This window comes from Paraburkholderia caffeinilytica (assembly GCF_003368325.1).
GTDB classification, from domain to species: domain Bacteria; phylum Pseudomonadota; class Gammaproteobacteria; order Burkholderiales; family Burkholderiaceae; genus Paraburkholderia; species Paraburkholderia caffeinilytica.
Map to the genome: position 1 here is coordinate 2,658,544 of NZ_CP031467.1, position 12,711 is coordinate 2,671,254.

General features: G+C 63.2%; 13 protein-coding genes. 6 read left to right on the forward strand and 7 right to left on the reverse strand.

The genetic code is table 11. From position 1 onward, the window contains the following. Positions 1-9: 9 nt before the first annotated feature. Both DSC91_RS28220 and DSC91_RS28225 read left to right on the forward strand, forming a co-directional pair. Positions 10-336 carry an NAD(P) transhydrogenase subunit alpha part 2 gene (locus DSC91_RS28220; RefSeq protein WP_115781869.1) on the forward strand — a complete coding sequence of 109 codons (327 nt, stop codon included), beginning with the start codon at positions 10-12 and terminating at the stop codon, positions 334-336. Then, the gene (locus DSC91_RS28225) at positions 336-1,790 is read left to right on the forward strand and encodes an NAD(P)(+) transhydrogenase (Re/Si-specific) subunit beta (protein WP_115781870.1); all 1,455 of its coding nucleotides are present in this window, start codon (positions 336-338) and stop codon (positions 1,788-1,790) included. The genes DSC91_RS28220 and DSC91_RS28225 overlap by 1 nt, the downstream gene beginning before the upstream one ends. A gap of 231 nt (positions 1,791-2,021) precedes the next feature. On the opposite strand, the gene DSC91_RS28230 is transcribed toward DSC91_RS28225, so the two are convergent. The 7 genes from DSC91_RS28230 to DSC91_RS28260 all read right to left on the reverse strand — a co-directional run bounded on the left by DSC91_RS28230 (position 2,022) and on the right by DSC91_RS28260 (position 8,652). After that, on the reverse strand, positions 2,022-2,762 hold the full coding sequence (locus DSC91_RS28230; RefSeq protein ID WP_115781871.1) for a helix-turn-helix transcriptional regulator: 741 nt from the start codon (positions 2,760-2,762) through the stop codon (positions 2,022-2,024). A gap of 46 nt (positions 2,763-2,808) precedes the next feature. Then, positions 2,809-3,192 carry a VOC family protein gene (locus DSC91_RS28235; RefSeq protein WP_115781872.1) on the reverse strand — a complete coding sequence of 128 codons (384 nt, stop codon included), beginning with the start codon at positions 3,190-3,192 and terminating at the stop codon, positions 2,809-2,811. Positions 3,193-3,420: 228 nt separating this feature from the next. Next, positions 3,421-4,716, reverse strand: coding sequence for a THUMP domain-containing class I SAM-dependent RNA methyltransferase (locus tag DSC91_RS28240; protein WP_115781873.1), 1,296 nt, complete (start codon positions 4,714-4,716; stop codon positions 3,421-3,423). 146 nt (positions 4,717-4,862) lie between these two features. After that, a complete protein-coding gene (locus tag DSC91_RS28245) occupies positions 4,863-5,591 on the reverse strand; it encodes a PqiC family protein (protein WP_115781874.1) in 729 nt (242 codons plus the stop codon). After that, on the reverse strand, positions 5,588-7,246 hold the full coding sequence (locus tag DSC91_RS28250) for a PqiB family protein (protein ID WP_115781875.1): 1,659 nt from the start codon (positions 7,244-7,246) through the stop codon (positions 5,588-5,590). The genes DSC91_RS28245 and DSC91_RS28250 overlap by 4 nt, the downstream gene beginning before the upstream one ends. Then, positions 7,239-7,889, reverse strand: coding sequence for a paraquat-inducible protein A (locus tag DSC91_RS28255; RefSeq protein ID WP_115781876.1), 651 nt, complete (start codon positions 7,887-7,889; stop codon positions 7,239-7,241). The genes DSC91_RS28250 and DSC91_RS28255 overlap by 8 nt, the downstream gene beginning before the upstream one ends. Positions 7,890-7,896: 7 nt before the next feature. Continuing rightward, positions 7,897-8,652 (reverse strand): paraquat-inducible protein A, encoded by a 756-nt coding sequence (locus DSC91_RS28260; protein WP_115781877.1) that lies wholly within the window; start codon positions 8,650-8,652, stop codon positions 7,897-7,899. 568 nt (positions 8,653-9,220) lie between these two features. Here DSC91_RS28260 and DSC91_RS28265 point away from each other — a divergent pair. The 4 genes from DSC91_RS28265 (at position 9,221) to DSC91_RS28280 (ending at position 12,577) form a co-directional block, all read left to right on the forward strand. Further along, on the forward strand, positions 9,221-9,781 hold the full coding sequence (locus tag DSC91_RS28265; protein WP_115781878.1) for a cytochrome b: 561 nt from the start codon (positions 9,221-9,223) through the stop codon (positions 9,779-9,781). Between the two features lie 8 nt (positions 9,782-9,789). Then, a complete protein-coding gene (locus DSC91_RS28270; RefSeq protein WP_115781879.1) occupies positions 9,790-10,353 on the forward strand; it encodes a YceI family protein in 564 nt (187 codons plus the stop codon). 83 nt (positions 10,354-10,436) lie between these two features. After that, positions 10,437-11,006 (forward strand): YceI family protein, encoded by a 570-nt coding sequence (locus tag DSC91_RS28275; RefSeq protein WP_115783536.1) that lies wholly within the window; start codon positions 10,437-10,439, stop codon positions 11,004-11,006. Between the two features lie 293 nt (positions 11,007-11,299). Beyond that, positions 11,300-12,577, forward strand: coding sequence for an MFS transporter (locus DSC91_RS28280; protein ID WP_115781880.1), 1,278 nt, complete (start codon positions 11,300-11,302; stop codon positions 12,575-12,577). Positions 12,578-12,711 lie beyond the last annotated feature (134 nt).

Consider the following 12,711-nt stretch of genomic DNA (forward strand, 5'->3'; position numbering starts at 1 on the left):
AGAACGGCGATGGAAGTCATCAACCACACCGTCATCAACCTGATCATCTTCGTGCTGGCGATTTACGTCGGCTACCACGTCGTCTGGAACGTCACGCCCGCGCTGCATACGCCGCTGATGGCCGTGACCAACGCGATCTCGGCGATTGTGATCGTCGGCGCGATGCTGGCGGCCGGTCTCACGCTGGGTGCGCCCGGCAAGTTCTTCGGCACGCTGGCCGTCGCGCTCGCGGCAGTGAACGTGTTCGGCGGGTTCCTTGTGACGAGGCGAATGCTGGAGATGTTCAGGAAGAAAGAGCCGAAGAAGCTCCCCGCAGCCGCCAAGGAGAACGCGTAATGAGTCTGAACGTCGTCACGCTGCTATATCTGGTCGCGTCGGTCTGTTTCATCCAGGCGCTCAAGGGGCTGTCGAATCCGAAGACGGCGCGCACCGGCAATACCTTCGGCATGGTCGGGATGGCGATTGCGATCCTCACCACCATCGCGCTGATCGTCAAGCAGGCGAATGCACTCGGCTCGAATCTCGGGCTGGGGCTCGGCCTGCTGCTGGTCGCACTGGTGATCGGCGGCGCGATCGGCGCGTTTGTCGCCGCGCGCGTCGAGATGACCAAGATGCCGGAACTGGTCGCGGCGATGCACTCGCTGATCGGTCTCGCGGCCGTGTGTATCGCCTATGCGGTGGTGTCGGAGCCGTCGGCCTTCGGTCTCGTCGATCCGGAGAATCCGGTGCCGGGTTTCCTGCCATACGGCAATCGCGTCGAGCTGTTCATCGGTACGTTCGTCGGCGCGATTACGTTCTCCGGTTCGGTGATCGCGTTCGGCAAGCTGTCGGGCAAGTACAAGTTCCGGCTGTTCCAGGGCGCACCGGTGGTCTATGCAGGGCAGCACCTGATCAACCTGATGCTTGCGCTCGCGATGCTCGGTTTCGGCGTGATCTTCTTCCTCACGCAATCGTGGCTGCCGTTCATCATCATGACGATCATCGCCTTCGTGCTCGGCGTGCTGATCATCATTCCGATCGGTGGCGCGGACATGCCGGTGGTCGTGTCGATGCTGAACTCGTACTCGGGCTGGGCGGCGGCGGGCATCGGCTTCTCGCTGAACAATCCGATGCTGATCATCGCGGGCTCGCTGGTGGGCTCCTCGGGTGCGATCCTGTCGTACATCATGTGCCGGGCGATGAACCGCTCGTTCTTCAACGTGATTCTCGGTGGCTTCGGCAACGAGGCGGGTGCGGCGGCGGCGGGTGGGTCGGCGGAGCAGCGTCCGGTGAAATCCGGTTCGGCTGATGACGCTTCGTTCATGCTCGGCAATGCGGAAACCGTGGTGATCGTGCCGGGGTATGGTCTTGCCGTGGCGCGCGCGCAGCATGCGTTGAAGGAACTGACCGACAAGCTGGTCGAGAAGGGCATCGAGGTGAAGTACGCGATTCACCCGGTGGCCGGCCGGATGCCGGGCCACATGAACGTGCTGCTTGCGGAAGCCGAAGTACCGTACGACATGGTGCACGAGATGGACGACATCAACGGCGAGTTCGGCCAGGTCGACGTGGTGTTGGTGCTGGGTGCGAACGACGTGGTGAACCCGGCGGCGAAGAACGATCCGAAGTCGCCGATCGCGGGCATGCCGATCATCGAGGCGTACAAGGCGCGCACGGTCATCGTGAACAAGCGTTCGATGGCGGCAGGCTACGCCGGTCTCGACAACGACTTGTTCTACATGGACAAGACGATGATGGTATTCGGCGACGCGAAGAAAGTGATCGAGGATATGGTGAAGGCGGTGGAGTAACGCGCCTCGTTGCCTCGGCGGTTCGCGGCTTGCCTGACGGCAGGCGGCGGACTGCCGGGCGTACAGCCTTGGATGCGTGTGCGAAATCTAGCCGGCGCAGGGCGCTTCGTGATTCACCGCCTGGGACTGTCCGTTCTTGAAATTCAGGCAGATTGCGCGACCGGCACGTGAGGTCGGGTGTCAAATCCTGGACATGCGCTCGCGTCTCACTGCTGCGTTGCATCCACATCTTTACCGCGGCTTCGCATTCACATGCCGCAGCAAGTCCGCCAAGCGTCGTCCTTCCTGATCCGGATACGTTTCGAGCACCTGAAGATCCTGGATCTTCTCCAGACCGAAATTGCGGAAATCGCTGCGCAATTCGCACCATGCGCCGAGTGTCCAGCGTGCGCCCCAATAGGCCAGCGCCAGGGGCCACACGCGCCGTTCGGTCGCGGCGCCGTTCGCATCGGTGTAGGCAAAGCTCACGACGTGCCGGGTGTCGATCGCGCGATGCAGGATATCCACCTTCGCTGAAAAATCCGCCTTGATGTGAAACGACGGCGCGAAGATCGCCAGCCGTTCGAGCGTTGCGCGTTTGTCGGCGGGCATTGCCGAGGCGATCTTTGCCAACGCCCCACGCGCGCCGCTCGCGAAGCCGGCGCCACCCCACGATTCGAGCATTCGCGCGCCTGCTGCGAGCGCGGCCAGTTCATCGACGGTGAAAGTGAGCGGCGGCAGGCTCGCCGCGCGGCTCAACCGATAGCCGATGCCCGCTTCGCCTTCGATCGGCACGCCTGATAGCTGCAGATCGCGCACGTCGCGATAGACCGTGCGCAGCGAGATATTCATCCAGTCGGCGAGTTGTTGCGCGGTGGTCAGACGCCGTCCGCGCAACAGTTCGGCGATCTGGAAGAGGCGGTCGGCGCGGCGCGTCATCGTGGGCGTCTTGTAGAAAAGGACGGGGACAGTCCCGCGATGATAGCGCCGCATGCTGCGCTCCGGTCGGCGTTCTGCGTGGTGCCTGCTGGCCGCGCGCTTAACCGTTGGTCCGCGAATGCAGGCCGAGGCGGTTGCCTTCCGTGTCGATGAAGAACGCGATGTAGCCGATGTCCTGCGGCAGTTTGATCACCGGGCCGTCGGTCTTGCCGCCGGCCTGTTCGACGCGGGCGAGCACCGCGTCCACGGTGGGTTGCGCGTTCAGATAGACGAGCACGCCGTCGTCGGTCGGTGTCATCGACGGGCTATGGACGATTGCGCCGCCGGTGGCCGGTTCCTCGTAGCCGAAGATGGCGATCGGCTGGCCGCCGACTTCCTCGCGATTCAGTTTGACGTCGAGTGCGGTTTCGTAAAAGCGCACAGCGCGCTCGAAATCGACGGACGGAATTTCGAACCATGCAACAACTTTGGATGATGCGGACATGACACTCTCCTGTGAATGGCGGTAAGCCGTGCAAAGCGCCGGATGGCGTGAGAAGGAGTGTGCGGGGGTGCTACTGACAGCGTAGTGTCAGTAGGGCGCGGCGAGTGCAGTAAAAGGATCGGGGGAGGAGGAGTGCGCCGGGCGACCGCCGAGTATCGGCGAAAAAAAACCGCGGACCAGGATCCGCGGTTTCTTTCGATGCTGTTCAGCCTCAGCTTCAGCTTTGGCTTACGCTGCCGGCGTGTCGTTGCTCTGCGGCCGTTGGCGAACGCTGCCCGCGATCAGATCGAAGCGGAACAGCCGGCATTCGAGCGCGCCGTTGAAGAGTGGCGTCTTGGTCGATTCACGCAGACGCAACTGGCCCGGGAGTTTGCGATCCGACGTCAGGATGAACGCGTGCCAGCCGGTGAAACGCTGCTTCAGCGCATCGCCGAGCGATTGGAAGAACTCGCTGTCTGGTGCTTCTTCCTGGGCGCGGTGGAAGGTGTCGTCGTCGCGGCCTTCGCGCGCCGCACGGCCTTCGCGGATTTCGCCGCGCGCATTGCGGCCGCGCACTTCAATCCGCTCGCCATAGGGCGGATTCGCGACGAGGATGCCCGGCTCCGCCGACGGCGCCGTCATGCCGCGCGCATCGACCTGTTTGAGCGGAATGGAAGGCAAACCGGCACGTTGAAAGTTCGCACGCGCCTTGTCGAGCATGTCGCCGGAAATATCGCTGCCGAAGATTTGCAGATCGGCGCGCGAAGAGCGGGCGGCATGCTTGGCGTCGAGCGCGGCAGCCTTCAGCGGTTGCCAGGTTTTGGCGTCGAATTGCTTGAGCTTTTCGAAGCCGAAGCGGCGTTCCGCGCCCGGCGCGATATTCAGCGCCACTTGCGCGGCTTCCGCGAGGAAGGTGCCGCTGCCGCACATCGGATCGTACAGCGGCGTGCCCGCGGTCCAGCCGGTCAGGCGCAGGATACCTGCCGCGAGGTTCTCGCGCAGCGGCGCCGCGCCCTTGTCCAGCCGCCAGCCGCGCTTGAAGAGCGGATCGCCGGAGGTGTCGAGGTAGAGCGTGCAGTCGGTGGCGGTGAGGAACGCGAACACGCGCACATCGGGCATGGCGGTGTCGATGCTCGGACGCGCGCCACTTACTTCACGCAGACGGTCGCAGATCGCGTCCTTGACGCGCAGCGTGGTGAATTCGAGACTGCGCAGTGGCGACTTGATGGCGGTGACGTCCACGCGCAGCGTTTCGTTCGCCGAGAACCATTGCTCCCAGCGCTGTTCAACTGCGAGCGCGTAAATGTCCTGTTCGCTGCGATACGGCCGATGCGCGATTTTCAGCAGCACGCGGCTTGCGAGGCGCGAGTGCAGATTGGCGGCCATACCGGCGGCCCAGCCGCCGCGGAAATGCACGCCACCGGGCACTTGCGCGCCGGCCGTGAACGGCGCGCCGTTCAGGTGCTTCGCGGCAATTTCGGCGAGTTCGGCGGCGAGCGAGGCTTCAAGGCCGCGCGGACAGGGAAGGAAGAAATCGAAGGACATTGAGGTTGCCGGAAGGCGTTAGATAAGGCGCTATTGTACGCGGTCGGGGTGAGGCACCACTTTGGCCGGCCACACCAAGTCCAGCGGATGCCGGAACACCCGCTACCAGATCGCGCCACCCACCACCCGCAGGGAAAAAACCTTCCTCAACTACCCGCGCCAGCAGTCACACCAGCAGAAGGACACGCCGGCACGGCAAAACCAGTCCCCTTGGCAGCGGAGCCACTTTTAAGCCCCGACCCCGCCATCCCCTGCACACCAGCAGCAACCTGCACAGCAATCCGCTGCAAAGCCGCCCGATGCCCATTAACAAGCGCATCGTAGCCGCCGCTAACCGGCTCATTCACCACACTCCGGCAGGTCATCACAGCACTACCCCGCACAGCCCGCACACTCCAGACCGCATCGATCAACGCATGCGACCCCGGCCATGACTCGAACCGCTGCACATTCATGCTGACCCGGTACACCGGCGTCGTATCCGGATACGCGGTGCCATACACGTCGATCGTGCCTAGCTGCTGCGTAAGACTGGTCGACAAGGCCCGGCGAATCTCGTCACCCGGCAACGAAGCCCAACGCTCCTGTTCGAGCACCTGAACCTGTGTCGGTCCCGTCTGCACGACAAGCTGATTCTTCGCCACTTGCGGCGGCACATCGATCGGCGCGACCTCGATCAGCCATGCCGGTGCAGCAGAAGTCCGGGCGCTAACCGGCGCCGCGGAGCCAGCGGGCGCGCCTTCCGCGCCGAGCGTATAAAAGCGGCTGCTCGGCGACGAACACGCCGCCATCGCCACCAGTCCGGCCAGAGCGCCGACATAAACAGCGCCGCGCACGAGCCCGCGCGGCGGGCGGGGGAGCCGGGCAAACATCATGGTTTATCTCCTGTTTTACCGCGCAACAGCGATTCCGGATGACGCTCCAGATAATCCGACAACGCATTCAGCGACTGCAACGTGCGCGTCAGCTCCTGCAACGCCTGATGAACATCGGACTGCAACGGCGAGTCCTGCTGCAACGTCGCCTCGGCCGATCCGAAGGTCCGCTTCGCCGCGGCCAGCGTGTCGCGCGCCTCCGGCACGACTTCCTTGTCGAGTCGCGCGAACAGTTGGTCGGCATTCTTCAACGCGCTGTTCAGGTTCGAACCGATCTGGTCGAACGGCACCTTGTCGAGCTTCTTCGCAATGTCGGCGAGCTGCACCTGCAGTTCGTCGAGCGAGTTCGGAATGGTCGGCAACTCGAGCGGATCGCCCGTGACGTCGACCGTGGCCGGCGGCGCTTTCGGGAAGATATCGAGCGCGACGTACAACTGGCTCGTGATCAGATTGCCGGTCCGCAGCTGGCCGCGCAGGCCATGCTTGACGAGTTGCTGCAGCAAGGTTTGACCCGCGAGGCTGCCCGGTGCCGGCGCGGTTTCGCGGAAGCGCTTGCCGAGACGGTCCGGGTACAGATTCATCGTTACCGGCATGGTGAAGCTGCGCGTCTTTGGATCGTAGTCGATGCCGATGTTGGTCACCTGGCCCAGCACGATGCCGCGGAAATCGACGGTTGCGCCGACCGACAGCCCACGCAGCGACTGATTGAAGTTCATCACCACGCGCAATGGGACGCCGTCCGGTTCGCGCATCGCGTCCTGTTCATCCGAGCCGAGGCGGAATGTCGTGTTGTTCGGCGCCTGTGCGCCCACGCCCTGGCCTGGCGGCGACTGGAACGACAAGCCGCCGACGATCACCGTTGCAAGCGACTGCGTATTCAGCTTGAAGCCGCTCGAATCGAGCCGCAGATCGACGCCGCTCGCATGCCACCAGCGCGAATTGGTGCCGACATACTGGTCGAACGGCGCCGACACGAAGACCTGCATCGTCACGCCGGTGCCGTCCTTGTCCAGTGAGAAACCGACTACCTGGCCGACCTGCACGCGTCGGTAGAAAATCGGCGAACCGATGTCGATCGAGCCGAGCGAGTCGCCGTGCAGAATGAACTGGTGGCCCTTCTGGTCGCCGGTGATGGGCGGCGGCGTTTCCAGGCCGACGAAGTTCCTCTCGCTGTCCGGTGAATGGCCGGCGTCCGCGCCGATGTACGCGCCCGAGAGCAGCGTGGTCAGCCCGGATACGCCACTCGCGCCGACGCGAGGGCGCACCACCCAGAAGCGCGAATCCTTGACCGCGAAGTCTTCGCCTTCCTTGGTGAGCTGCACCTGAACCAGCACGTGTGAGAGATCCTTCGACAGCGTGATGGTCTTTACCGAGCCGACGTCGACGTCCTTGTACTTGACCTTGGTCTTGCCGGGCTCGAGGCCTTCGGCGCTGACGAACGTGATCGTGATGGTCGGGCCTCTTTCGGTCACCGACTTGATCACGAGTGCGACGCCGATCAGCGCGGCGATCAGCGGAATCACCCAGACGAGCGAGGGCAGCCAGCGGCGGCGCTGTTCGATCTCGGGATCGGGTAGTTCGGGGGGCAGCTTCGGTCCGTTCGAATCGTTGCGCGGCGCATCGGAGGCGGGCGTCGGTCCTTGCGGGCTAGTCATGGTCGAGGTCCTGAGGTTTTTGGGTACTGCCTTCCACGTTGTCCCAGATGAGCCGTGGATCGAATTGCATGGATGCCATCATCGTCAGAATCACCACCGAGCCGAAGGCGATCGCGCCCGGTCCGGCCGTGATCACAGCAAGCGACTTGAAGCGGACCAGCGCGACGGTCAGCGTGACGACGAACACGTCGAGCATCGACCAGCGCCCGATCCGTTCGACCATCCGGTACAACGTGGTGCGTTGCTCCGGCCGCCAGCGCGAGCGGCGCTGCGCGGTGACGGTGAGCAGCACCAGCACGCTGAGCTTGAGCATGGGCACCATGATGCTGGCGATGAACACGATCACGGCCAGCGGCCAGTCGCCCGAGGTCCAGAAGTACACGACGCCGCTCATGATGGTGTCGTCTTCCGAACCGAGCAGCGACGACGTATGCATCACCGGCAGCAGATTCGCGGGAATATACAGCAAGGCAGCGGCGATCAGCAGCGCCCACGTGCGCATCAGGCTATCGGGGTGGCGCCCGTGCAGCACCGCGCTGCAACGGCTGCAGTGCTGTGGCGTGACCGAGCGGATGCGCGGCTCGACGCGTCCGCACGCATGGCAGGAGACCAGACCCGCGCGCTTCGCAGTGACGTATTTCATCGTGCGCTCATCCCTGATGCGGGGCCGGTGGCGCGCCGGGCGGCAATGCGGATTGCGCGCCGCCTCGCACCTCGGGCGGCGCGGTCGGCCCGGCGACCGAACCGACGGTAGCCGCCGCGTTGTCCGCGGAGGTACCCGGCAACGGCCGCCGGCCGCGGTCGGCTATTTCGTCGGCGACATCCCACAGCACGCGCGGATCGAACGTGAGAACCACCGCGATCATCAGCGTCAGCACGCCGAACGCGAATAGCGCAGCTTCGGGAATCACGCGCGCGAGACTCACCATCTTCACGATGGTGATCAGCACGCCGAGCATGAACACTTCGATCATGCCCCACGGCCGCACGAACTGGATGGCGCGCAACACCCGGTTGAAGGCGGGCGGCACATAACCGGCGCGCAGCGGGATCAGCACGTAGAGCAGCGCGACCAGCTCGGTCAGCGGGAACAGGATGGTCGAGCAGAACACCATGACCGCGACGATCTGCATATCCTCGCCCCATAACGCGACTAGCGCGCCGAACAGCGTGGTTTGCGAGGTGATGCCGCTGGTTTCGAGTTCGACGATCGGGAAGGCCTGGGCGATGATGAAGGTGATCAGCGCGGCCAGCGTCATCGCGCAGATGCTGTCGAGCTTGCGGGAGACGCCGCGATAGAGTGTCGCGCCACAACGCGGACAGCGCGCGACCGTACGCCCGACAAGCCGAGGCTTGCGGAACAGCGTATCGCATTCATGGCACGCGATCAGGTTGTCATGGTCCATACGGCAGAAGGGCTAACGACGTGATGGGAGGCGCGCGGTGCCGATTTTAGGGCAGGGCTGCAGAAAGCGTGGGGCAATAGTACCAAACGCGCTTCGCCGCTGGGCTGGCCATTGCACCCTGTGCGAGTAGTGAAGCCGGCGGTGCCGGAATTAGGATTAGGAATAGTCTTGCACAAGAATGCTTACTTCTGACACTGTCCGTCCCTAATTGTTCAATATCATTCTGCACGCGGGGAAATTTTCCGCATGACAGCCTTCAGGGCCGCTAGCTCGGCTGGGACCGGGGTAAGTGCTTTGCATGGGACTGGAGTAAGAGCTTTGCATGGGACCTGAGTAAGCGCTAAAGCGCTAACTCAGGTCGACGGCTTTGCATGGGACCTGAGTAAGCGCTAAAGCGCTAACTCGGGTCGACACAGCCAGCTTTTTCCGCTTGCGGTAGCATGGCGGCCTTGGCGTGTGCCGCAGCGGCCATGCTTTCTATCGTGTCGTACGAGGCAGTCTGCCTTGGCGGCGTGGAATAGCAGGGCCGGCTGCGCCGTTAACCTTTCTTAGCTTGCGTTGACCTGTCATGGCACTCAATCCTTCTTTCGGCGGCCGGGAGTCGTACACGCGGACCGCCATAGCCTTTCACTGGCTGATCGCGCTGCTGATCGTGTGCGGCTTCGCGCTCGGCTGGGTGATGACCGACATCCCCGGCTTCACGCCCACCAAGCTGCGCTACTTCTCCTGGCATAAATGGATCGGTTGTACGGTGTTCGCGCTCGCCGTGCTGCGCATTCTGTGGCGCGCTACCCACGCGGGCCCGCCCATGCCGCGCCGCATGCCGGCCTGGCAACGCGGCGCCGCGCATCTCACGCATTTCCTGCTCTACGTGCTGATGATCGTGATTCCGGCCTCTGGCTATCTGTATAGCTCGGCGGCCAACATACCGGTGGTGTACCTCGGCCTGATTCCGCTGCCTCGCCTGATCGCACCGGATCCGCATCTCAAGGAGTTGCTGAAGAACGTGCACATCGCATTGAATTACACGTTGCTCGTGCTGGTCGCGTTGCACGTCGCGGCGGCGCTCAAGCATCAATGGTTGGACCGCGACGGCCTGTTGTCGCGCATGCTCCCTTTCATCAAATAAGGATAACCATGAAAGTTTCGTTTTATCGCTACATGCTCGCCGCGTTCGCCGCGGCCTCGCTGACCGCAGCCGGCAGTGCGCTGGCCCAGGTCGACGTCGCGAAGAGTTCGGTGACGGCAACCTCGAAGCAGATGAACGTGCCGGTGGAAGGCAAGTTCGGCAAATTCACGGCGCAAGTGAAGTTCGATCCGGCAAAACCGGCCGAGGGCAGTGCGCAGTTCAGCATCGACGTGGCCAGCTACGATCTCGGCGACGAAAGCTATAACGACCAGGTGCGCGGCAAGGACTGGTTCGACGCGAAGACCTATCCGACTGCAACGTTCGTGTCGAGCGCGATCGCGCCGGCCGGCGGCAGTCAGTACAAGGTCACCGGCAAGCTGACCATCAAGGGTAAATCGCAGACCGTCGTGGTGCCGGTCACGGTCACCCAGCAGGGCGCGACCCAGACGTTCGACGGCTCGCTGCCGATCAAGCGCTCGCAATTCGACATCGGCACCGGCGAATGGAAAGACACCTCGGTGGTCGCCGACGACGTGGTGATCAAGTTTCGTATCGTCGCAGCACACAAGTGACGTTCGCCGCGCCCTCCGCGCGCAGCCGCTTCCCTTTCAGTCGGGAATTCCGGAAACATAAGGAGCATGAATTGAAAACATCCCTGTTGATCGCCGTCGGCGCATTGGCTTCTTCTTTTTCGCTCGGCGCGTTTGCCGCTGCCGATACCTATCAGCTCGACCCGACTCACACGTATCCGAGCTTCGAAGCGGATCACTTCGGCGGCCTCTCGGTGTGGCGCGGCAAGTTCGTCAAGAGCGCCGGCACGGTCACGCTCGACCGCGCAGCGAAGACCGGCACGGTGGACGTCACGGTCGACCCGGCTTCGGTCGAAACCGGCAACACCAAGCTCGACGACCATCTGAAGACGGACGCATTCTTCGACGTGACCAAATATCCGTCGGTGACGTATAAGGGCACCGATATCAAGTTCGACGGCGACAAGCCGGTCGAAGTGGTCGGCAGCCTGACGATCCGTGGCGTGACCAAGCCGCTGAATCTGACGATCGAATCGTTCAAGTGCATGCCGCATCCGGTGCTCAAGCGCGAAGTGTGCGGCGTGGAAGCGAGCGCTCATTTCAACCGCAACGACTATGGCTTGGATTTCGGCGCCAAGTACGGCTTCAGCATGGATACCAAGCTGCACATTCAGGCTGAAGGCATCAAGCAATAAGCGCTTTAACGTGCCTTTTGCGTACTCGTATTGAATGTCACGGGTGGCGCGGCCATTGCGCCGCAACAAAAAAGAAGACCGCTTTGTTCGCTTTTGCGACAAAGCGGTTTTTTATTGCCCGCTCGAAACGCCGGAAGCCTTGTGCAATGGCAACAAGCGATTTGGCGCTCGCGCCGTTTTAATTTTTCAGGTACATAGAGCGCTGACACCGCATTGGTTGTGCGCGCACCCAGTTCGGCAAGATCCGGCGTAAAACCTACGTAGAAAATATTTCGCGCGCATTGGAGATCTGCATGAATGCAACGACAGCGGCAAATCTCGCGGGGAGCCGGCAGAATTCGTGGCGCGCGGTGGTCGCCGCCTCGATCGGCAACGCGCTGGAGTGGTTCGACCTGGTGGTGTACGGCTTTTTCGCGGTCACCATCGCCAAACTGTTTTTCCCGGCGGGTAACGACACGGTGTCGCTGCTGCTGACGCTCGGCACCTTCGGCGTGTCGTTCTTCATGCGGCCGCTCGGTGCGATCGTGATCGGCGCTTACGCCGACCGCGCCGGACGCAAGGCGGCGCTCACGCTGTCGATCCTGCTGATGATGTGCGGCACGCTGATCATCGCGGTTCTGCCGACGTATCAGAGCATCGGCATTGCCGCGCCCGTGATTCTCGTGATGGCGCGCCTGATGCAGGGCTTTTCGGCGGGCGGCGAGTTCGGCAGCGCCACGGCCTTTCTCGCGGAACACGTACCGGGACGGCGTGGCTTCTTCGCGAGCTGGCAGGTCGCGAGCCAGGGGCTCACCACGCTGCTCGCGGCCGGCTTCGGCGTGCTGCTGACCGGCAAGCTGTCGCCGGAGCAGATGGCTTCGTGGGGCTGGCGCGTGCCGTTCTTCTTTGGTCTTCTGATCGGGCCAGTGGCGTGGTACATCCGCACCAAACTCGACGAAACGCCGGAGTTCCTTGCGGCGGACACCACCACGACGCCGCTGCGCGACACGTTCACGAACCAGAAACTGCGCCTCCTGATCGCGATTGGCGTAGTCGTGCTCGGTACGGTGTCGACCTATCTGGTGCTGTTCATGCCGACTTATGGCGTGAAGCAGCTGGGGCTGGCGCCTTCGGTCGCGTTCGCGGCGATCGCGCTCACCGGCGTGATCCAGATGGTGTTTTCGCCGCTGGTCGGACATCTGTCGGACCGTCACGGGCGCACCACGATCATGCTGATCTCGGCGTTGCTGCTTCTCGTGCTGATCAATCCGGCGTTCGTGTATCTGGTCGCGCATCCGACTTTCGGTACGCTGATTGCGCTGCAGGTCGTGTTCGGCTTTCTGATGACGGGTTACTTCGCGGCGCTGCCGGGTTTGCTCTCCGAGATGTTTCCGGTCCAGACGCGCACGACCGGCATGTCGCTGGCCTATAACATCGCCGTGACGATCTTCGGCGGCTTCGGGCCCTTCATCATCGCGTGGCTGATCAGCTTTACCGGTTCGAAGGCCGCGCCGAGCTACTACATGATTCTTGCCGCGGCCGTGAGCCTGGTGGCGCTGATGGCGGCGCGGCGCAAGCTCGGGTTCCGCTGAAACGTTGCTGGGTTGTCCTGCCGCGCGGCAGGGCTCGGCGAGCGCGTAGCGAGCCGGTGCAGATGGCCGGTGCAACCAGGCAGGCAGTGCGGCAAAGCGGTAAACGTAAAAGGCCGGTTCGCGAGAACCGGCCT